19 protein-coding genes and 1 pseudogene are annotated in these 20157 nt (G+C 58.9%); 8 read left to right on the forward strand and 12 right to left on the reverse strand.

Annotated elements, in window-relative coordinates:
* Window positions 1-30 precede the first annotated feature (30 nt).
* Window positions 31-555 (forward strand): NUDIX domain-containing protein, encoded by a 525-nt coding sequence (locus RCH87_RS02620; protein ID WP_306515200.1) that lies wholly within the window; start codon window positions 31-33, stop codon window positions 553-555.
* Window positions 556-630: 75 nt separating this feature from the next.
* On the opposite strand, the gene RCH87_RS02625 is transcribed toward RCH87_RS02620, so the two are convergent.
* The 4 genes from RCH87_RS02625 to RCH87_RS02640 are packed head-to-tail and all read right to left on the reverse strand — an operon-like array spanning window position 631 to window position 4822.
* A complete protein-coding gene (locus tag RCH87_RS02625) occupies window positions 631-2229 on the reverse strand; it encodes a phospholipase D-like domain-containing protein (RefSeq protein WP_306515201.1) in 1599 nt (532 codons plus the stop codon).
* Between the two features lie 3 nt (window positions 2230-2232).
* On the reverse strand, window positions 2233-3051 hold the full coding sequence (locus tag RCH87_RS02630) for an exodeoxyribonuclease III (RefSeq protein ID WP_306515202.1): 819 nt from the start codon (window positions 3049-3051) through the stop codon (window positions 2233-2235).
* A gap of 29 nt (window positions 3052-3080) precedes the next feature.
* Window positions 3081-4199, reverse strand: coding sequence for a GNAT family N-acetyltransferase (locus tag RCH87_RS02635; protein WP_306515203.1), 1119 nt, complete (start codon window positions 4197-4199; stop codon window positions 3081-3083).
* Window positions 4199-4822 (reverse strand): peptide deformylase, encoded by a 624-nt coding sequence (locus RCH87_RS02640; protein ID WP_306515204.1) that lies wholly within the window; start codon window positions 4820-4822, stop codon window positions 4199-4201. The genes RCH87_RS02635 and RCH87_RS02640 overlap by 1 nt, the downstream gene beginning before the upstream one ends.
* Window positions 4823-4838: 16 nt before the next feature.
* Between RCH87_RS02640 and RCH87_RS02645 the strand changes: the two genes are divergently transcribed.
* From RCH87_RS02645 to RCH87_RS02655, 3 genes are read left to right on the forward strand one after another with little or no spacing between them, the layout of a single operon-like run.
* Window positions 4839-5093 (forward strand): DUF3263 domain-containing protein, encoded by a 255-nt coding sequence (locus RCH87_RS02645; protein ID WP_306515205.1) that lies wholly within the window; start codon window positions 4839-4841, stop codon window positions 5091-5093.
* A 19-nt stretch (window positions 5094-5112) separates the two neighbouring features.
* Window positions 5113-6000 carry a LytR C-terminal domain-containing protein gene (locus RCH87_RS02650; protein ID WP_306515206.1) on the forward strand — a complete coding sequence of 296 codons (888 nt, stop codon included), beginning with the start codon at window positions 5113-5115 and terminating at the stop codon, window positions 5998-6000.
* Complete coding sequence (locus RCH87_RS02655) at window positions 6000-7199, forward strand: glutamate--cysteine ligase (RefSeq protein ID WP_306515207.1); 1200 nt, start codon at window positions 6000-6002, stop codon at window positions 7197-7199. The genes RCH87_RS02650 and RCH87_RS02655 overlap by 1 nt, the downstream gene beginning before the upstream one ends.
* Before the next feature lie 35 nt (window positions 7200-7234).
* Here the strand turns inward: RCH87_RS02655 and RCH87_RS02660 are convergent, their stop codons facing one another.
* From RCH87_RS02660 to RCH87_RS02695, 8 genes are read right to left on the reverse strand one after another with little or no spacing between them, the layout of a single operon-like run.
* Window positions 7235-7627: a monovalent cation/H(+) antiporter subunit G gene (locus tag RCH87_RS02660; protein ID WP_306515208.1), complete on the reverse strand. Its 393-nt coding sequence runs from the start codon at window positions 7625-7627 to the stop codon at window positions 7235-7237.
* Window positions 7628-7629: 2 nt separating this feature from the next.
* Complete coding sequence (locus tag RCH87_RS02665) at window positions 7630-7905, reverse strand: monovalent cation/H+ antiporter complex subunit F (RefSeq protein WP_306515209.1); 276 nt, start codon at window positions 7903-7905, stop codon at window positions 7630-7632.
* 3 nt (window positions 7906-7908) lie between these two features.
* The gene (locus RCH87_RS02670; RefSeq protein WP_306515210.1) at window positions 7909-8508 is read right to left on the reverse strand and encodes a Na+/H+ antiporter subunit E; all 600 of its coding nucleotides are present in this window, start codon (window positions 8506-8508) and stop codon (window positions 7909-7911) included.
* On the reverse strand, window positions 8508-10256 hold the full coding sequence (locus tag RCH87_RS02675; protein WP_306515211.1) for a Na+/H+ antiporter subunit D: 1749 nt from the start codon (window positions 10254-10256) through the stop codon (window positions 8508-8510). The genes RCH87_RS02670 and RCH87_RS02675 overlap by 1 nt, the downstream gene beginning before the upstream one ends.
* Window positions 10249-10755, reverse strand: a complete 507-nt coding sequence (locus tag RCH87_RS02680; protein WP_306515212.1) for a Na(+)/H(+) antiporter subunit C — start codon at window positions 10753-10755, stop codon at window positions 10249-10251. Before RCH87_RS02680 ends, RCH87_RS02675 begins: the two co-directional genes overlap by 8 nt.
* Window positions 10755-13823, reverse strand: coding sequence for a Na+/H+ antiporter subunit A (locus RCH87_RS02685; protein WP_306515213.1), 3069 nt, complete (start codon window positions 13821-13823; stop codon window positions 10755-10757). Before RCH87_RS02685 ends, RCH87_RS02680 begins: the two co-directional genes overlap by 1 nt.
* A 51-nt stretch (window positions 13824-13874) precedes the next feature.
* Window positions 13875-15272 (reverse strand): M20/M25/M40 family metallo-hydrolase, encoded by a 1398-nt coding sequence (locus RCH87_RS02690; RefSeq protein WP_306515214.1) that lies wholly within the window; start codon window positions 15270-15272, stop codon window positions 13875-13877.
* 5 nt (window positions 15273-15277) lie between these two features.
* Window positions 15278-16735 carry a M20/M25/M40 family metallo-hydrolase gene (locus RCH87_RS02695; RefSeq protein ID WP_306515215.1) on the reverse strand — a complete coding sequence of 486 codons (1458 nt, stop codon included), beginning with the start codon at window positions 16733-16735 and terminating at the stop codon, window positions 15278-15280.
* Between the two features lie 237 nt (window positions 16736-16972).
* On the opposite strand from RCH87_RS02695, the gene groL reads away from it, so the two are divergent.
* The 4 genes and pseudogenes from groL to RCH87_RS02715 form a co-directional block, all read left to right on the forward strand.
* Window positions 16973-18619, forward strand: coding sequence for a chaperonin GroEL (groL, locus tag RCH87_RS02700; protein WP_306515216.1), 1647 nt, complete (start codon window positions 16973-16975; stop codon window positions 18617-18619).
* A gap of 618 nt (window positions 18620-19237) precedes the next feature.
* The gene (locus RCH87_RS02705) at window positions 19238-19435 is read left to right on the forward strand and encodes a hypothetical protein (protein ID WP_049168149.1); all 198 of its coding nucleotides are present in this window, start codon (window positions 19238-19240) and stop codon (window positions 19433-19435) included.
* Between the two features lie 85 nt (window positions 19436-19520).
* A complete protein-coding gene (locus RCH87_RS02710) occupies window positions 19521-19643 on the forward strand; it encodes a hypothetical protein (RefSeq protein ID WP_260850049.1) in 123 nt (40 codons plus the stop codon).
* Window positions 19644-19816: 173 nt separating this feature from the next.
* Window positions 19817-20157 (forward strand): annotated as a pseudogene (locus RCH87_RS02715) (polyphosphate kinase 2); the annotation flags it as partial.

A 20157-nucleotide genomic window follows, 5' to 3' on the forward strand; every position in this document is an offset into this window, starting at 1 on the left:
GATGTGTGCTGGGCTACTAAAATGAGCAACATGTCAGATACACACCGGGGAACTACCCAACGGGGCAGCGGAGACGGTTGGGCGGCAGGCCCACATGGCAGCAAGTTGTGGGGCCGGTTTGGTGCCGCTGGGCTGTTTTTGCTTTCGGACGACGCAACGGTGTTGATGCAGCTGCGGGCACCGTGGACTTCGCAGGGTGGAACGTGGGGGATTCCCGGTGGTGCCCGGGATGCGCACGAGTCTGCTAGCCAAGCTGCGGTGCGGGAGACCTTCGAAGAATGCGGTATCGCCGGTGAAGCGGTGACGGTGTTACAGGAAATCGTGACTGCCGGTCCGTTGCCGGGCGATCCTGCCCGCCCTGAGTTGGCGGGGGAGTGGACGTACACGACGGTGTTGGCGAAAACCGCTGATGGTAGCGAGTTGGAAACTGTTGCTAATGCGGAATCGGATGAACTGCGGTGGGTGCCGGTGGGGCAGTTGGAGCAGCTGGATTTGTTGGCACCTTTTGCAGCTTCCTTGCCGACGGTGCGTGCTGCTCTTGCTGAACTGGGTTAGCGCTGCAGCGTTATTGCAGCGTTATTGCAGCCTTGTTGCGCCTTGTTGCGGCTTTATTGCAGCCTTCTTTCGGCTCTATTGCAGCGCTGAGGTCAGGCGCATGACGTTGTCGATGTAGCGGCGGGCAAACCCGCGTTGTTCCCACTCTTGTAGGGTTAATTGCTTGCTGACGCCGCGGTAGGTCGCAGCGAGATCATTGAGATCATCAATCAGTGAACCCGAGACCACGAACAGCGTGGATTCGTAGTTCAAACCGAACGAGCGCATGTCCATATTCGACGAGCCCAGCATGGCGATGGCATGCACTCCGTCGAAGTGGTTATCTTCTGGGTCTGCCACGGCGAACTTGGAATGCAGCACGTAGGGGGCGGGGAACTGGTAGATTTCTACCCCGGCTTCAAGCAACGTCTGGTAATACGAGGATTGCGCGTGGTGCACGGTGAATTGATCGGCGCGTTCAGAAACGTATAATTCCACGCGCACGCCACGGAACGCGGCGCTGGTGACGGCCTCGAGCAGGGATTCGTCAGGAATGAAGTACGGCGAGCACAGTATCAGCCGGCTTTTAGCGTGGTGGACGAGTTGGTTGAACATGCGCAGGTTCGGCTCGGAACTGTATCCGGGTCCAGAGGGGATCATCTGCACGACGTTGGTAGCTGAGACTGTGCCGAGCGGGGAAAAACCGCCCCGATAACCGCCCCGGACGCCACCTTGAATTCCATCTTGGGCGTCAACTTGGTTCGGTGTGTGCTCGTTCTTCTGAACTGCGAGCTGGTTTGTGGGGCTGTTTTCGGGGTCGAGAATTTCATCTGATTCCAAGTACCAATCGATCGCGAACACCGATTCCATTGAGGTCACGATCGGGCCAGACATCTCCACCATGTAATCGATCCACTGCCTGCCCGCACGACGATTCTTGCGGATGCGATAGCTGCGATCAATCAGGTTGAGCGAGCCCATGAAACCGACGCGGCCATCAACGACGACGATTTTGCGGTGGTTGCGCAGATCCGGCCGACGGAAACGCCATTTCCACGGTTGCAGCGGCATCATCAAATGCCAGTCGACGCCGATCGTATCCAAGCGTTTGCCCAATTTGCGATAGCCCGGATATTTCAGACTGCCGATCTGGTCAAACAACAACCGCACTTTAACGCCGCGGGCAACGGCGTCGGCAAGCGCCTGGTAAAACACGTCGGTGGTCTCATCCCAGGATTGGATATACACCTGCACGTGGACGTAATCGGTGGCACTATCGATGACCTCTGCCATGCGTTTGATGGCCTTGTCATAATCGGCGAGCAACGCGTGCTGATCACCTGTGACCGCAGGAAAACCCGTGAGCCTGCGGTTGAGCGCCAGGATAGAGGCAACCTCGCGGGATTGGCACAAATGTGATGGCATATCCGGCAGGTGGCTCTGGGCGTCGTTCAGCTGCTCATTGGCGCGTTTATAGACCTCGTGCCGGCGCCGGTTGATATACGGCGAGCCCATCAGGAAAAACAGCGGCAGGCCCAGAAACGGGATCAGCAAAATGGCGAGCAACCACGCAGTCGACGACGACGGACGACGGCCTTCCGGTACGAAGCCGATGGCTAAAATCTTGATGGTGTAGTCGAGGATGAATAAGGCACCCTGCCACCACGTCACATCGATCGACAGCGCGAGATCCACGAGCTAGCGAACCTCGTCAAAATCACTTGCCTGGAAATCCACCACCACGGGGGCATGGTCGGAGGCACCTTTGCCGCTGCGTTCTTCAACATCAACGAAACCTGAACGCGCCTGCTTCGCCAGTTGTGGCGATGCCAACTGGAAATCGATGCGCATGCCTTCGCCTTTGGCGAAACGCATCGAAGTGTAATCCCAGTAGGTATAGCGCGAATCAGTCAGCGCGCGGGTGATCTCTTTGGTGCCGGCTTCTTCCAACATCTGGAAAGCGGCACGCTCAGGCTCGGTCACGTGGGTTTTGCCGTCGAACACGGCGAGGTCCCACACGTCCTCGTTGCGCGGGGCGATATTGAAATCGCCGGTAAGCAGGAGCTTCTTCTCAGCGTCGTCGGCAAGCTGCTCGCGCACATAATCGCGCAATGCATAGAGCCAAAACAGCTTGTATTCGTAGTGGCGGTCGGTGATTTCACGGCCATTGGGCACATACAACGACCAGATTTCGGTATCGCCAACCGTCGCGCCGATCGCGCGGGCCTCGAGATCCTGCGGCTGTTGCGGATCTTTATGAAAACCTGGCTGGCCAGGGAATTCGCGTCGAATATTGTGCAGCTCATGACGCGAGATCAACGCCACCCCGTTCCATTGGTGAAACCCACAGTGGGCGACGTGGTAGCCGGCATCTGCAAAGACTTGGTACGGAAACTTTTCGTCGGAGCACTTCGTTTCTTGTACCGCCAGCACATCGATCTTGTGGCGCTGCAAAAAATCCAGCACACGCTCGGTGCGCGTGCGAATAGAGTTCACATTCCAGTTAGCGATCCGCATGGTGCTCAATCTTACGCTGGGATTGCATGCTAGCCCTGCCACGTCGCACAGCGATGGCGGTGATGCTCGATGAACCCCAGCTTGTGATACAAAGCGATCGCCGGGGTATTCGTTGAAATCACCTGCAAATAAGCAGAATCTGCACCGTGTTCGGCACCCCAGGCCAGCATGTCCGAACCGAGTCGGGTAGCTAAACCACGACGACGCCAATGTTCAGCTACCTGGACTGCCGAATAACCCAACCACTTCTGGCCATTGTCGGATTCCGTCAAGGTCGCGCGGGTAATCGCCACGGTCTCACCCGTAGCTGGCTCCAGCAAACGGGCAAAACCCATCTCGCCTTCGATGCGGCCTGCTAACAGTTGCAATGCGTGCTGCGGCAGCGCGGTGCCTCGGAAGGTATAAAGATCGAACCAATCTTGGTCCGGTTCGGCATCGACGCGGAAGATCAGCTCATCGGCGGGACCTGGGGGATTCGCGCCCGTGGCGGTGTGCGAGCCTACGCATGTTGAGCCGCTGCTGCGGGGGCGGGTCGTGGGGTGCGTGTCGACGTCGGCAAGCGTACGCGTCATCACCAGAATTTCCGGTCCCAAATCCCACTGCCCTTCTGGGGCACTGCGCAGTAGCCTTTCGGCAGGAGCACCGATGCGTTCAGGGATCAGTAGCCGTGGCGGCAAATCGTGGGAGCGGTAGAACTCGAAGATTTCGCTGATTGGTACCGGCACAAAACCAGCAGAACGACCAAGTGGCACCGCGGAATTGGAGCGCTCCGTGATGCCATCGCCAGCGCGTAGCAGCCACTGGCCATCAGAAGAAACCTGGTTGTGAATGCCTGGAAAGGCCGCGGCGGTGGCCTCTTCGACCGCGCGAATTTCCGAGTTGCGGATCCGGCGCGGTGAGAGCCGTTTGATCACATAGATTTCTTCGTCGGCAATGGTCACCGATTCCTTCTCAGAAGGGTAGCCGCCGATTTCTTGCGGGCGCACCACTAACGGTTCGGTGCTCAACACGTGCCCAGTGACATCGGAATACACCGGGGAATTCGGGTTACCCAACGCGCGGCGCACCACCACGCGATCGCCGGGGGAGACGTCGTCGCTGCGGAAAATGCGCGACTTCGTGCTGCGTGGGGCGAACGGGTGATTCATTAGTCGTTGCGCTCGTCGTGGCCAAACGGGTCGCGGTCTTCACCCGGCAACCAGGTCAAACCAGGCTCGGTCCAACCATTCGCCTTGATGGTCTTTTTCGCGGCCCGCTTATACCGGCCGGTGAGCACGTCCGTGTAGAGGTAGCCATCGAGGTGGCCGACCTCATGCTGCAGGCAGCGGGCGAAAAACCCGTATCCTTCGATGGAAATTTCCTCGCCGTTTTCATCTAGGCCGGTCACCCGCGCCCAATCTGCGCGGCCAGTCGGGAAACCTTCGCCAGGTACGGAAAGGCAGCCTTCGTCGTCGCTGCCATCGTCGGCAGGCATCGTCTTCGGGATCTCTGAGGTCTCCAGCTTCGGGTTGATCACGCAACCACGGCGAGTGCTGCCGTCCGGTTTTTCGGTGCCGTTGGGGCCGTCGAAATCCGGGCAACCATAGACGAACAAACGCAGGCCAATGCCGATCTGGTTAGCGGCCAAACCGACGCCACGGGCGGCGTCCATGGTTTCGTACATGTCTTGAATGAGTTGCTGAAGTTCTGGGGTATCCACCGGGGTATCGACCACGGTCGTGGGATTATGTAGCACGGGATCGCCGTGGATAACAATGGGGCGCACAGTCATGCCCTACAGTTTAACTATGACTGGAAACCAATCGCTCACAGACCGTGATAGGGAGCTTTTGGACTTCACCGCACGGGCCCCCAGGGCGGCGGGGGCGAAAGAAGAAGCCATTCGTAATGAGTTGGGCATAAGCCCGGTGGGCTATTACCGGCGATTGAATATTTTGCTGGATTATGGGCCCGCCATGCAGGAATATCCCTTGTTGATAAAGCGCTTGCGTCGCGTGCGCAATCGGCGTGCCGTGACCAGTTCTAGCGACACGGAATATTAGAGTGGCTAGAGTAACTGATGTGACGAATGTAAACCAGGGTGATGAGGCGAATATGAACGATTCTGACGCGCAAGGTGTAGCCGGCGCTGGTGGTGCTGCGGGAGCCGGCGCTGGAGCGGCAGGTGCTGCAGGTGCCGGTGGCGGAGCCGGTTCAGCCGCAGCAGGAGCTGACGGTCGCTTGCCACTACGTGGGGTCTCGATGGTGTTGATCTCCGTTGCTATTCTGCTGGGCCTGTGGGGTATTTTCGCGTTGACCAGCAGCGATGACAGCACCGCGACGAACACTGCAGAGAGCACCCAGGACGCCGCAAGCGGGCAGGGCGAGCCAGGTGCTGGCGGTGCCAACAACGGTGGCGGTAACGACGGTGGCGGCAACGACGGTGCCGGTGCGCCCGCCGACGGCCAACACCGTGACGGACAGCATGGCGACGGACAGCACGGCGACGGACACGCTAACGCCGATCACCCAGCCGGTGAGCATCCCGCTGGTGCCGCACACGATGGAGCCCGCCCCGAAGGTGCTCCCGCGCCGGGCGGCGAGCGCCCAGCTGGCGCAGCCGGTGCTGGCAGTGGCTCGCGTGCTGGCGCTGGTGCTGGTGCCCGCCAAAACTTTGAGGTGACGGTATTGAACAACTCCACCGTTTCCGGCCTGGCACACCGCGTGACCCAATCGCTGGAGCGCGAAGGACTCAAAACCCGCGAATCCGGCAACCTGCCGGGAGGGGATAAAGTCTTGCCAGAAAACACCGTCTTTTTCCCAGCCGGTAACGCCGCTGCTGAGCAACGCGCCCGCGAGCTCGCCGACCGCGTCGGCGGTATCGCCCGCGAAAACACCGATTACTTGCCGCGCGAAGCCACCGACAATGATGGTCTGACCATGGTGCTGGTCGGAGAGGTTGCACTCTAATGGCGTCGACGCCGAAATCCTCCACCGAGGTGTTCAAACGCTCGGACAAACCCACCGTCGGTGTCGAATGGGAAGTCGCGCTGATCGATCCCGAAACCTGGGATCTTGCGCACCAGGCGGAGGCCGTCATCGACACCGCTCGGCGCATCCAGCCGGATATCCACCTGGAAAAAGAATTCCTGCAAAACACCATCGAACTTGTCACCGGTATCTGCGATACCATCCCGCAAGCTGTGGCTGAGCTCGACCGCGATCTCGCGGTGGTTCGTCAGGCCGCAGCAGAGCACGGCTTGTTGCTGTGGTCTTCTGGTGGCCACCCATTTTCGGATTTCCGTACCAACCCTGTCAGCGCGAAAATGACTTACGCCGAGATCATCGAGCGCACCCAATACTGGGGAAGCCAAATGCTGATCTGGGGCACCCACGTGCACGTCGGCATCCGGCACGAAGATCGCGTCTGGCCGATCATCAACGCCATGATGACAAAGTTCGCACACCTTCTTGCGCTTTCGGCGTCCTCGCCAGGGTGGGACGGCATCGATACCGGCTATGCGTCGAATCGCACCATGCTCTACCAACAATTGCCGACCGCCGGCCTGCCACCAGCGATCAACACCTGGGAGGAATGGCAGGCCTACATGCACGACCAGGCGGCTTCCGGGGTGATCAGCCACACCGGCTCGATGCACCTGGATATTCGCCCGGCATCCAAGTGGGGCACGATTGAGGTGCGGGTTTCTGATGCCTCGTCGAACCTGCGTGAGTTGTCCGCGATCACCGCGCTGACGCACTGCCTGGTGGTCTATTACGACCGCATGTTGGATGAGCAGCTTGCCGACGGCGACACAAATAACCAGCTGCCTAGCCTGCAGCCGTGGCATATCGCGGAAAACAAATGGCGCGCCGCCCGCTACGGGTTAGATGCGCTGGTGATTACCTCGCGTGATACCCACGAGCGTTGGGTGAAAGATGAACTCGCTGATCTTGTCGACGAGCTAGCCCCGATCGCAGAAGAACTCGGCTGCGCTGACGAACTGCAGCTGGTGGCAGAAATCGTCGACAAGGGTGCCGGGTACCAACGCCAGCGGCAGCGCTTCGCGCAAGCTGGGGGAGACTGGAAGAAGGTCGTGGAGGCTACAGCCAACGAGATGAACACGTGGCGCCCGCTGGGAGCTGCGGAGATTTCAGAAACCGACTAGCTGGCTAGCCGGCGTCGACAAGCTAGCCCTTGCGCCTATCCCTTGCGCGGGTCTTTTTTGCGCAGCGTGCGCTTAGCTGGGCGGTCGTTGCGCGACATCGCAGAATCCGGCGCGTACAAACCTTCACGACGCCCGATGCGGCCCAGGCGCTGCGCGGTAACCGGGCTGGTCAGCAGCGCGAAAATCACCAGCAAAAACAGCACCCCGATATCGGACTGCCAGCCGTTGTCGTAATCCACGACCACCAGGTGGATTCCGGCGCCGATGATGCACATGATCAGCCCGGCGGTCTGCGGTTTGGTCACCGCGTGCACGCGCGACATCGTATCGCCAAAACGGGCCACCCCGATGGCGGCAGAAAAGACGAAAATTGCGCCCACGGTGACTAACACCAGGGAGACGACGTCGGCAAGCAAAGCCCAATTCATGATTAACTCACATCCCTTTTCCGGAAACGCGTGACGGCAACGGTGGAAATAAACGCCAGCATCGCGATGACCATCATGGCGTAGACCACGGTGGAATTTTTCGTCCACGCAATATAGGTGGCGCCTGCGCATTGCATCATCGCGACCATGCCATCCAGACCAATGAGCCGGTCCAGCGAATTCGGCCCGACGATAATGCGCCACACCGTGATTGCCAAGGCCGCGCTGATCAGTAATGCGGGGAAGATCATTAGCGTGGTATACAGCTCTCGATCCATGGGCTAGGTCCTTTCGAAGATCTCGATCATGCGGGCTTCGAGGATTTTGACGCGCTCGAGTTCTTGCTCGATGCGCTCGTCGTTATCCGCGTCGAGCAGGTGAATCGTCAGCGTGCGGTTGGCAATATCAATATCCGTGACTGCGCCGCCAGGCTGCAGGTTGTACAACGTGACTGCTATGACCAAAATGAATTCGCTGGACACCCGCATCGGGGCGGTGACAATTGCGGTTTTCGGCAGCTCTTTCGGGCGTAGCGCCAGATATGCCACGTGCAGTGAGGCTCTGAGCAGTTCGACAACGAATACCACCAAAAACCATGCCAGTTTGTGCCAGGAGACGTGCAGGCCAGCAACGGGCATCGCGGGCAGTGGTAGGAGGTAGACCACGAGCGTGCCGACGATTAACCCAGCGACGATATTGCCCCAGCTAATCTCGCCGACCAGGATGATCCACATGATTACCAGCCAGGTGATAAACCATGGGCGGAAGCGGTTACGCAGGCCCTTAGGTACACGCTTTCTTAAGTGAGCTTCGCGGGCTGGGCTCTTTTGCGATTCATCGCGGGCCCGGTTTTCCTGCGAGTCCTGTGTCCTGGTTCCCATTAGGAATCGCCTCCTTTGACGGATGTACGGGACTCAGTAGCAGACTCAGCAGCAGACTCTGTGCGTTCTTCAGACTCTTCCCGACGATCCTCGCCGTCGTCGAGCCGCTCGAGTTCCAGGTTGCGCGTCGGCTCGCTCGGATCGGTGCCGAGCACCGCGGTGCGGTAAATGTTGACGTCCTGGGTGGAATTGGCAGCACGGTCGGTGATGCTGGCGATAGGGCCAGCCACGACACTGATCGCGGTGGATGCGAGTACCAGCATCGCGGTCGCAGCGATCATGCCGAATGGTGTGCGTCCGACGGATTCGCGCTCGGAGAACTCCACTTCCTGGGTGATATCCGCCAAAGGGGCGGGGCGGGCGATGGCCATGTTGCCTTCCGGGGCGTCTTTTCGGTCGCGGAGGAAGCCCTTGGACCAGACCATGATCATCACGTAGAGCGTCAGCAGGGAGGTCACCACGGCACCGCCGATCAGTACCCAGGACATCCAAGTATTGGCTTCGGCACCAGCATGGAAGAGCATGACTTTGCCCATGAAGCCGGAAAACGGCGGGATGCCGCCCAGGTTGAGTGCCGGGATGAGGTACAGCACGGCGATAATCGGTGCGGTATACATCAGCGATCCCAACCGGCGCAGCGACGATGTGCCCGCGTGGCGTTCGATCAAGCCGACGACCAGGAACAACGCGGTTTGCACCAAAATGTGGTGCACCATGTAGAAGATTGCACCGGATAGGCCTTGCGAGCTGCCTAGGCCGATACCGAAGATCATGAAACCGATGTGTGAGACCAGCGTGAACGACAGCAAACGTTTGATATCGTTTTGCGCCATCGCGCCCAAGATACCGATGAGCATCGTGGCTAGGGCGACGATCATCAGCAGCGAATCCAAGCTGCCGTCGGTGAACACGGTGGTGCGCATGCGGATGATGGCGTAGACACCAACCTTGGTCAACAGGCCCGCGAACACGGCGGTGACCAGCGATGGGGCGGTGGGGTAGGCGTCGGGAAGCCAGGAATCCAGCGGGAAAACCGCGGCTTTAATACCGAAGGCGACCAACAACACGCCGAAAATAGCGGCTTGCGTGCCACCCGGAATATCTTCCATGCGCTGGCCAATCTGGGCCAGGTTCACCGTACCGACGGCTGCATAGGTTACGGCAATGCCTAACAGGAACACCATGGAGCTGGCCATCGAAACCATCACATAACCCACACCGGCACGAACGCGCGATGGGGAAGCGCCCAGCGTCATCAAGACATACGAGGCCACCAGGAAGATTTCGAAGCCGACGTAGAGGTTGAACAAGTCACCTGCCAGGAATGACAGGTTCACGCCCATCGTCAGCAGCATGTACGACGGCAGAAAAACCGCGACGGGCTCATCCTTCGTGTCATCGCGGATGCCCTGCGCGATGGCGAACCACATCACCGCAAACAAAATGATGGAGCTGACGAACAGCATCATCGTCGACAAGCGGTCAGCGACCAGAGTGATGCCCAGTGGGGCGTCCCAACCGCCGATCTGCAGGGTTTGGATGCCTTCGCCGTCGACGACGATGAGCATGGTTGCAGAGAGCACCGCGAGTGCCAACAGAGTGAAGAACACGAAGGCACGGCGTACGTTGAGCATGCGTGGGAACAACAGACACCCGGCCGCTGCAAGCGCGGGAAGGATCACCGGCAGCGGGATCAAAAAAGGCATGTATGGGAGTACTGCCTCGGTGAGGGGTTCAAGTCTAGTCATCGGCGCCTTCCGTTCCTTTGGCGTCTTCGACGGGCTTTTCAAACGACTCTGGGCCGAAGCGGTCGCCTTCTTCGGTGGCGCGCCCAGTCTTCGGGTCGTCGGAGGCGTCGTGGTCTGGGCCGGCGGCAGCGTTGATCGGCCGGGCGGCAATCGCTGCGTCCTCGTGGTCGTCTTCGACGACGTCGGCAGAACGGTAGCGGTACTGGCGGTAAGCCAAGGAAAGCAAGAATGCCGTAAGCGCCATGGCGATCACGATCGCAGTCAGGATCATGGCTTGGGCCAGAGGATCAGCTTCCCGGTCCGGGTAGAGCGCGGATTCGCTGCCGGTAATCGGTGGTGATCCGGCGGGGCCGCCAGCTTGCAGAATCAGCAGATTCGCGGCGTTGCCGACCAGCAGCAAACCAAGCACGATTTTCGTGACCGCGCGGTCGAGCATCAGATAGACCCCGGCGGCGAGCATCACCCCGGAGGCGAGTAGCAGGAACAGGTTCGCTTCCATTAGCTACGGCTCCTTTCTCCGGATTCTCCAGCGGTGGTGACTGCTTGGGTTTTTCCAGCGGTGGTGGCTGCTTGGGTTTTTCCAGCGGTGGTGGCTGCTTGTGATTTGCGTTGGGCAGCCTTCTGTTCGTTTTTACGCTGCTCGTTTTTGCGCTTGAGGTTCTTCGCGCGATCACGTGCGCGCTGCTTGCGCTCTTCTTCTTCCAGATCCAGTTGCGTACCCAGGGAGGTGAGCACGTACATCGTCATGCCAATCACGATCAGGTACACCGCAGCGTCGAAAATTAATGCGGACGGCAAGGAGACCGCACCGATGACAGGGATGTCCACCGACGCGTAGTACGACGTCAGCGGCGGATCGCCGAAGGCCATTGGTACCAGGGCCGAACCGGTAGAAAGCAGCAGGCCGAAGAAGAACAACCGTGCGGGATCGACGGGCAAGGTCTCTTCCAATTCGGCGCGACCACCAGCGACATACCGCAAGGAAAGAGCCAGGGCAGCGACCAAGCCGCCAGCGAAGCCACCGCCTGGGGCGTTGTGGCCGGCGAAGAAGAAATACACCGATAGTGCCATCATCGACGGGAAAAGCACGCGCGTGGCCACATCGACCATGATCGAGCGGTTTGCTGCACGTTCTGTTTCTACTTGGGCGGCCAGCCAGCGGCGCGACACCGCAGTGAGGATCGGCCGACGGGAATGCCGGACAAACGAGTTGGTGCGGAAGACCAGCGAGGCCACACCGAGCGAGGCGATGATCAGCACGATGGTTTCGCCCATCGTGTCCCAGGCGCGGAAATCCACCAGGATCACATTCACGGTGTTCAAACCGTGCGAGATTTGTTCTGCCAGTGCCGGCATCGGCTCGGAAATCAGTGGTGCCGTGCGCGCGTTCATGGCGAACAATGCGACGGTGACCACGGAAAATGCCACTGCGATGGACAGCCAGGCGCGGAAACGGTTGAACTGCGGGCTGCCACGCCATTCCACATTGGTCGGCATTTTTCGCAGCACCAACATGAAAATGACCATCAGCACGGTTTCCACCAGCACCTGGGTCAAAGCCAGATCAGGGGCGCCATACATGGCAAAAATAAACGCCAAGAAGTAACCGGTGACACCGACCAAGATCACCGCTGAGAGCCGGTTGTGCATGACGGTTGCGGCGATCGCGGCAGCAATGATCGCTACCGCGGCCCCGGCTTGCCATGGTGATTCGCCCAGGTTCAACCGGATATTCGTCCTGTCACCCAGCAGCAGCGCGACCAGAGGCAACACGGTGAGCATGACGAAAATGACACCCAGGTTGTACTGCAGGGAACCGCGCTGGGTTGAGGCAGTCAAACGCAGCGAAATCCTACGCAGTCGGTTCAGAATGGCGTAGTAGGCGTCGTTTGCATTGCCCAACGCCGGGTAATCGAAATGAGCTTTCGCGAGTGCCTGGCGCTGCCAGTGCAGAATGAATCCGGTAACGAGAATGCCCGCCGAAATTGCAAGCGGCAGCGTCCAACCATGCCACAGCGCCAGATCTGTCGCGTGCGCGGCTGCTTCGCTGTGACCCGCGCCAGTTAGGTGCGCATACTCGGAATCTAAGTGTTGGTTAATGGCATTGGAGATGATGATCGGACGCAGACCGAAGAAGATGGTCAACCCCACCAGTACTGCCGGTGGGCCCCAGAGCAGCACCGTGATTGGTTTCATCTGGGTGACTTCCTGGCATATGCCGCCGCCAGTGGGGTGGGTGGGTTTCTTGCTTGCAAACGCACCATAAATCACCCGGATGGAATAAGCGACCGTGAACACGGAGCCGACGACGATGAGCACCAGCATCAATTGCCGTGGGGTGCCCACCAGAAGGTCTTCATGCAGCACAGCCTCCAGAGCCGCTTCCTTGGCGACGAATCCTAGCAACGGGATCACACCAGCCATCGAGGCCGCTGCCAGAATAGCGATGACTGCTAACAGCGGTTGCTTGCGGCCCAAACCGGAGAGATTGAAAATATCGCGGGTTCCGGTGGAATGGTCGATCGCGCCGACGACCATGAACAACGTCGCTTTGAACAGCGAGTGCGCGACGGTCAGTGCCAGACCTGCCAGCATGGCTTCGCGCGAACCGATGGCCACCACTGAGGTGATAAAACCGAGCTGGGAGACGGTACCGTAGGCCAGAATCAGCTTCAGGTCGCGCTGCTTTAGCGCCATCCAACCGCCGAGCAGCATGGTGAACAAGGCCAGCGGAATGATCAGCGCGTGCCAGGTAGAAACCTGGGCAAAATCAGGTGCAAGGCGCGCAACCAAATAGATTCCTGCTTTGACCATCGCCGCAGAGTGCAGGTAAGCCGAAACCGGGGTTGGTGCGGCCATGGCACCAGGCAGCCAGAAATGAAACGGCGCGATCGCAGATTTCGACAGTGCGCCGATGATGACCAGCACGATAGACACCCCGATATACGGCACGTCTGTCAGGTCCGTGTTTGCGGCAAACTGGCTGAGTTCTGAGAACCGCCACGTGCCGGTGGTTTGCCCCAGCAACACGATGCCCACCAGCATCGTCAGGCCGCCGAGCACGGTGACCATCAAAGCTTGGCCTGCTGCACGACGCGAGGAGGCGCGTTCGCCGTAATAGGAAACCAGCAGGAAAGACAGCACGGAGGTTGCTTCCCAGAAGATGTACAGCAACAGGAAGTTATCTGAGCTGACCAGGCCCATCATTACGGCAGCGAAGGCCATCATTTGGCCTGCGAACATGGCCAGGCGTCGCGTTGTGGAAGTGAAATACCCCCAGCAATACAGCATCACCAGTGCACCCACCCCGGTGATGATCAGCCCAAACAATGCGGATAAGGCATCGATGCGCAGGTTGATATTCAGATGGATTTCCGGCACCCAGGCCAGCGAATACTGCAGCGTGCCATCACCGGAAAAGGTATCGTTAACGAAGTGCTGCAGCAACCAAAAAAATCCTGCTGCGGGCACTGCCGCGAGCAAGGCGAAGGCTGGACGGCCCAACCAGTGGATCAGAAGCGGCGCCAGGATCGCGGCGCAGGCTAGGGAACCAAGCAGGATGAGCACAACGAATTCCGCCTCCTATTTTGCACGCGGGCAAGGGAACATTTTACGAGTTTAGCGGATATGCAGACGCGTCAACAGAAGTGCTTCTGCCAGAGCCAAGCGTTCAATTTCTTCTGGATCGACAGATTCGTTGCTCGAATGAATCGCCGAAGCTGATTCCGCCACCCCGTACAACCCAAATTCCGCGTCGGGGAATTTTTCTGCAAGTTTCACCGTCAATGGAATCGAACCGCCTGTGCCAATCATTTCGGTCTCCTGGCCGTAGGCTTCGGCGATGCATTCGCTGAGCAACCCGAATATCTTCCCGGAGGTATCTGCCGAAAACGACGGGTTCGCCGAGGTGATCTCGACATCGATGTGCGCACCCCAACTGATGTTTTCCCGTAGATGTGTGGCAACTTTTTCTGCCGCCTGCCGGGTATCAACCCCAGGCGGTACTCGCAGATTGAGCTGCGCCGACGCGGTAGCCGGAACGGCGTTGATCGCTTCTTCTACCGGAGTCGAGCTAAAACCGGTGATCGTAACCGCTGGTCGCGCCCAAACCAGATCAGCCATCTCATCATCGTTTGCGCCGAGCATGTCGACGCCTTCGAGCAGACCAGCCGCATCGCGGGCTTCGTCTTCTTCCACTGGGTAGGGGCTACCGTCCCACTGCTGGTCCTGGCCAAGCCCCTGCACCGCCACCTGGCCGTCGTCATCATGCAAGGTGGCCAACACGCGTACCAAAGCAGCCACAGCGTCCGGGGCCGCGCCACCGAATTGACCGGAGTGAACGGGGGCTTCCAGCGTGTCGACGGTAACGGTTAGCTGCCCGCCGCCGCGCAGGCTGGTGGTGAGCGTCGGCAAGCCAGCCTGACCGGATGCGGTATCGGCGATGCAGATCAGGTCGGCGTCGAAAAGCTCCGGGCGTTCGTCGACAAGATCCTGCAGGCCCTGTCCGCCGCGCTCCTCGGAACCTTCGCAGACCAGGATGATGCCCGCATCGCAACCGCCGACAGCATCGACGGCGCGGATCGCGGCCAAGTGCATGAGGAAATTACCTTTACAATCGGCCGAACCACGCGCGTACCAACGTCCATCGCGCTCGGTGAGGATGAACGGGTCAGACTCCCATTCCTCCGGGGTGGAGATATCGACGATGTCATGGTGGCAATACAACAGCACTGTCGGGGCGTTATTTTTCGCAGCTCGCTTGCCGACGATCGCCGGCGAGCCGTCGCTGGTGTCGATGATTTCAGTTTCGAGGCCACGCTCAACCATCAGATCGCGGATCATCGATGCGCTGCGCTGGATGTCTTTGCTGTGCTCGTCATTCAGCGCCAACGAGGGAATGGTGCATAGCTGTGCCAAGTCGCCGAAAGTGCGCTGGCGTTGCGCGTTGATGTGATGGCGCAGCGCGTGCGCGAGGTGTTCGTGGTTCGGATTGGAAGGATCATGGTAGCTGGACACGGCAGTTACCCTTCGCTGTTGGCGCCAGTGGATTGCGCAGCCATACGGATGATGAACAGCGCTTCGGTGGTGGCCAAGCGGATGATTTCTTCGGGGTCGACCGATTCATCCGGCGAGTGGATCGTGGTTTGCGGCTCGCACAACCCGTAGACGGCGATATCGGCATCCGGGTTCGTCTCGGCCAAAGCGGTGGTCAGTGGGATGGACGCGCCATTGCCGGTGTTCTGTACCTCGCGGCCGAAAGCGGTGGCCATAGCGGATTCGAAGATCTCGAAGGCAGGGGATTCCGTGCTGGTAGAAAACGGGCTGAAGACATCTTCTGCCGTGACCTCGATGTGTGCATTGAAAGGCACGGCATCGCGGATTTGTTGCGCGGCAGCGTCAACCACGTCCTGCGTGTTCAGGTGGAACGGCACGCGCAGATTCACCACGGCTTCTGCGTGGTGGGTGACGGCATTGACGACGTCGGCAGTCGGCCGGGAGCTAAAGGCGGTAATCGTTGCTGCCGGGCGCGACCACAACTGCGAGGCAACTTCCACATCCGTGTCCTTGCCATGCAGTCCGACGCCCTCGAGAACGCCGGCATCGGAGCGGAAAGTCTGCGGGTCGTAGCTGGCGCCATCCCAGTGCCACTGCGGCTCGTCGGTGGGCTCAAAACCGGTGATGACGGTGTGGCCAGACTCATCGTAAAGCGACTGCAAAGCGCGCATCAAAGCCAAGGTGGCATCCGGGGCCACGCCACCAAACATGCCGGAATGCACCGGGGCACGCAGTGTGTCAACGGAGACCTTGAGCTGTGCACCGCCACGCAGGGCAGTGGTGATGGTGGGAGTGCCGGATGCGACGTTGCCACCATCAGCGATGAGCATGACATCCGCCTGGAACAGCTCTGGGCGCTGCTTGATCAGTTTGTCCAGGCCGTCGCCGCCTTGCTCCTCCGAACCTTCGACGAGCACGCGTAGGTTGATTCCCAGGTTGTCCAGGCCGACGGTGGCATCGACGGCGCGCAGGCCAGCCAAGTGCATCGCCAGTGACCCCTTGCAATCGGCGGCGCCGCGGGCATACCAGCGGCCGTCGCGCTCGGTCAGGGTGAACGGGTCTGCGGTCCATTCGGCAGGATCGCCGGCTAGGACGACGTCGTAATGCGAATACAGCAATACCGTCGGTGCGCCCTCGATCTGTGGGGTGGATGCGAGATAGGTGGTGGAACCGTCGGAAGTTTGGATGGCATCGACCTGCAGTCCAGCTTCGGCGAGTGCTGCGTCGACCCAGTTTCCGGCATTGGCGTGCTCTTCTTTGAGCTGCGGGTTGTCTGGCAGATAGACGGAATTGAAAGCGATGAGTTCTGCGAGTTGCGAGAAAATCTCTGCACGCTGGCCGCGAATGTGCTCGGCCACAGCCTTTTCGTTATCGGCGGAGCTGAGATTTTCGGCAAAGCTGAGGTTGCTGCTGTCAATGTTCATGCTCGCTAACCTAGCAGGAAAGCTGCGCGAGACGCCGTCGGAAAAATCTTGCACTCGGGCAGGGTGAGTGCCAGAATGGTTGCTAGCACTTCCGGTAGTGGAGTGCTAAACCACTACTAATAGACCTATCACGCAGGTGAGGATGGTGCACACTCACACCATTCGTGCCGTCGCGGGCGCCTGGCGTGATCGTTCCCGTGAGTGTTGTCCTTCACCAATAAAAGGAGCACAAAACACATGGCAAAGCAGATTGCTTTCGATGAAGAAGCACGCCGTGGCCTAGAGCGCGGCCTGAACACGCTGGCCGACGCCGTCAAGGTCACCCTGGGACCAAAGGGACGCAACGTCGTCCTCGAAAAGTCGTGGGGCGCGCCGACGATCACCAACGATGGTGTCTCGATCGCTCGTGAAATTGAGCTGGATGAGCCTTATGAAAAGATCGGCGCAGAGCTGGTCAAAGAGGTAGCGAAAAAGACTGACGACGTCGCCGGTGACGGCACGACGACCGCTACCGTGCTGGCGCAGTCGCTGGTGAAAGAAGGCCTGCGCAACGTCGCTGCCGGTTCCAACCCAATGGGGATCAAGCGTGGTATCGAAACCGCTACCAAGGCTGTGGTGGAGCGTCTGCTGGCATCTGCCAAGGAAGTAGAAACCCAGGAGCAGATCGCGACCACCGCGGGTATTTCGGCGGCTGATCCTGCGATTGGCGAAAAGATCGCCGAAGCCATGTACACCGTCGGCAATGGCCAGGTGAACAAGGATTCCGTTATTACCGTCGAAGAATCCAACACCTTTGGCGTAGACCTCGAGGTCACCGAAGGTATGCGCTTCGACAAGGGCTACATCTCCGCATATTTCGCCACCGACGTTGAGCGTGGCGAGGCTGTGCTGGAAGACCCATACATCCTGCTGGTTTCCGGCAAAGTCTCCAACATTAAAGAATTGGTTGGTCTGCTGGAAAAGGTCATGCAGTCCAACAAGCCACTGCTGATCATCGCCGAGGATGTCGAGGGCGAAGCCCTGTCCACCCTCGTCGTGAACAAGATCCGCGGCACCTTCAAGTCCGTTGCCGTGAAGGCTCCGGGCTTCGGTGACCGTCGCAAGGCAACCCTGCAGGACATGGCTATCTTGACCGGCGGCCAGGTTATCTCCGAAGAGGTTGGCCTGTCCCTGGAGACCGCCGACATCTCCCAGCTGGGTACCGCGCGCAAGGTTGTCGTCACCAAGGACGAGACCACCATCGTGCAGGGCGCTGGCGAGCAGGCACAGATCGACGGCCGCATCAAGCAGATCCGCGCAGAGATCGAAAACTCCGATTCCGATTACGACCGCGAGAAGCTGCAGGAGCGCCTGGCGAAGCTGTCCGGCGGCGTTGCCGTGCTGAAGGTCGGTGCTGCTACCGAGGTCGAGCTCAAGGAACGCAAGCACCGCATCGAAGACGCCGTGCGTAACGCCAAGGCTGCTGTCGACGAGGGCATCGTCGCCGGCGGTGGCGTGGCCCTGCTGCAGGCTGCTTCCGCCCTGGATGCGCTGGAGCTGACAGGTGACGAAGCCATCGGTGTGAAGATCGTCCGCGAAGCACTGTCCGCACCGTTGAAGCAGATCGCCTACAACTCCGGCCTGGAACCAGGCGTAGTTGCCGATAAGGTTTCCCGCCTGAACCCAGGCGAAGGCCTGAACGCTGCCACCGGTGAATACGTCGATCTGATGGCTGCTGGCATTAACGACCCAGTCAAGGTCACCCGTTCGGCTTTGCAGAACGCTGCTTCCATCGCAGCGCTGTTCCTGACCACCGAGGCTGTGGTTGCGGATAAGCCAGAACCAGCTGGTGCCGACGCTGCTGCTGGTGCCGACCCAATGGGTGGCATGGGCGGCATGATGTAAACAGCTGCCGCTGTATAGCTCGCAGGCTGTGTCGCATGACGCAGTGAGTTGCTAACTGTAAGCGCCGTTTCCCGAGTAATCTGGGGAGCGGCGCTTTTTGCGTGCGTAACGGGTGACTTAAGGGGGGGGATTTAGGGCCGTGAGCAAAGGACCTACGGGCGAGTAGCTGAGCATCAAAGATATACGGAGCCGTGGATAAGCGGCCGTATATAAACGATAATTGTTGCTTTCTAGGTCAAACCCATTCACCCATAAGAGGGTAAGACGCAAAGGGTGGGGTTTGGTGGCGAATAAGTGGTGGTCGGAATCTTCCGATGGGAGTTGTTGCGTGAGGTATGGATTGCGATTCGCTGAAAATCAGCTGCAGCCACCCTGTGACCTGCAGGTTTATTTCGGTAAGCATTCCCTATGGATTCGGGCTAACCGTTAAATACTGGTTAAGGTTGGGTGGAAAGCGAAAGTAGTGGGTATGCCATATTTTTTATATTTAGCGAAATTGTCGTAGGTGCTTGACTTTTCTTCGAACTGTGTCACAATAAGACCCAGGACGCCCTGAGGCGTCAGGAAATTGAACATCTACCCTGGGATCGCCGGGGGAATCCTCATGAGGAGAAATTCATGAACGTTGAAATGATCCAGGAACAGCTGAACAACGCAGTTACCTTCTTCAAGGCTTTCGAGAACATCAGCAAGGGCTTGGAATTCTTCTACACCCCACAGGCTGAAGGCAAAGAAGCTACCGGTATCTATGGAGCTATCAAGGGTGCCTTTGAGCCACTGAGCTCCAGCTCCTCGAACGCTCCAGCTGCTAAGTAATCATCTCACGGCCAAGCTGCCGGTAATTCTTGTGAGTGATTAACCATCACTCCTTTCACTTCATATTTCTTCCAAGGAGATAAACATGAACACTCTTGTAGAGACTTCCTCCAACTTCGTTGCGATGTCCGTTAACTTCAAGGACATCTTCGGCGCTTTCAAGAGCATCGTTGAAGGCTTCGAGGGCCTGGCGAAGCTGGCTAAGTAATCGCCAATACCCCGAAGGCTAGATAGCCACCAGGGTTAAGCTCTCTCTCCTATCCGGAGGGGGAGCTTTTTGCATGTTGCATGCCGGAAAAGTTTGCAGTGAACAATGTGTAAACACTTAGTATTTATCCCAACACTTGCGACAGAAAACACACAGCGGGCTAGACTGGCACCATGGCAGCCGATTTTGAAGATGAACTCCCCACCATCGACCTTGCAGAAACCGACGGCTACATCGTCGATGACTCCGACGAAGACGATCCCGCACTGATCACCCCCAGCGGCGAACCCGTCGACACGTGGCGGGAAAACTATCCGTATGACGAGCGCATGACGCGCGAAGAATACGAACGCACCAAACGCGCGCTGCAAATTGAGCTGCTGAAATTCCAAAACTGGACAAAAGAAACCGGCCAACGCCACATCATTCTTTTCGAAGGCCGCGATGCCGCCGGCAAAGGCGGAACCATCAAACGATTCAACGAGCACCTCAACCCCCGCGGCGCACGCACCGT

Source organism: Corynebacterium sp., assembly GCF_030826625.1.
Classification (GTDB): Bacteria; Actinomycetota; Actinomycetes; order Mycobacteriales; family Mycobacteriaceae; genus Corynebacterium.

What these genes read in the sequence shown, in the direction of transcription:
- RCH87_RS02655 (WP_306515207.1), top strand. Translation starts at nt 6,000, where the DNA reads ATGGCGTCGACGCCGAAATCCTCCACCGAGGTGTTCAAACGCTCGGAC.
- RCH87_RS02665 (WP_306515209.1), bottom strand. Translation starts at nt 7,905, where the DNA reads ATGGATCGAGAGCTGTATACCACGCTAATGATCTTCCCCGCATTACTG.
- RCH87_RS02635 (WP_306515203.1), bottom strand. Translation starts at nt 4,199, where the DNA reads ATGAATCACCCGTTCGCCCCACGCAGCACGAAGTCGCGCATTTTCCGC.
- RCH87_RS02705 (WP_049168149.1), top strand. Translation starts at nt 19,238, where the DNA reads ATGAACGTTGAAATGATCCAGGAACAGCTGAACAACGCAGTTACCTTC.
- RCH87_RS02695 (WP_306515215.1), bottom strand. Translation starts at nt 16,735, where the DNA reads ATGAACATTGACAGCAGCAACCTCAGCTTTGCCGAAAATCTCAGCTCC.
- RCH87_RS02660 (WP_306515208.1), bottom strand. Translation starts at nt 7,627, where the DNA reads ATGAATTGGGCTTTGCTTGCCGACGTCGTCTCCCTGGTGTTAGTCACC.
- RCH87_RS02645 (WP_306515205.1), top strand. Translation starts at nt 4,839, where the DNA reads ATGACTGGAAACCAATCGCTCACAGACCGTGATAGGGAGCTTTTGGAC.
- RCH87_RS02710 (WP_260850049.1), top strand. Translation starts at nt 19,521, where the DNA reads ATGAACACTCTTGTAGAGACTTCCTCCAACTTCGTTGCGATGTCCGTT.
- RCH87_RS02680 (WP_306515212.1), bottom strand. Translation starts at nt 10,755, where the DNA reads ATGGAAGCGAACCTGTTCCTGCTACTCGCCTCCGGGGTGATGCTCGCC.
- RCH87_RS02670 (WP_306515210.1), bottom strand. Translation starts at nt 8,508, where the DNA reads ATGGGAACCAGGACACAGGACTCGCAGGAAAACCGGGCCCGCGATGAA.
- RCH87_RS02620 (WP_306515200.1), top strand. Translation starts at nt 31, where the DNA reads ATGTCAGATACACACCGGGGAACTACCCAACGGGGCAGCGGAGACGGT.
- RCH87_RS02675 (WP_306515211.1), bottom strand. Translation starts at nt 10,256, where the DNA reads ATGACTAGACTTGAACCCCTCACCGAGGCAGTACTCCCATACATGCCT.
- RCH87_RS02640 (WP_306515204.1), bottom strand. Translation starts at nt 4,822, where the DNA reads ATGACTGTGCGCCCCATTGTTATCCACGGCGATCCCGTGCTACATAAT.
- groL (WP_306515216.1), top strand. Translation starts at nt 16,973, where the DNA reads ATGGCAAAGCAGATTGCTTTCGATGAAGAAGCACGCCGTGGCCTAGAG.
- RCH87_RS02630 (WP_306515202.1), bottom strand. Translation starts at nt 3,051, where the DNA reads ATGCGGATCGCTAACTGGAATGTGAACTCTATTCGCACGCGCACCGAG.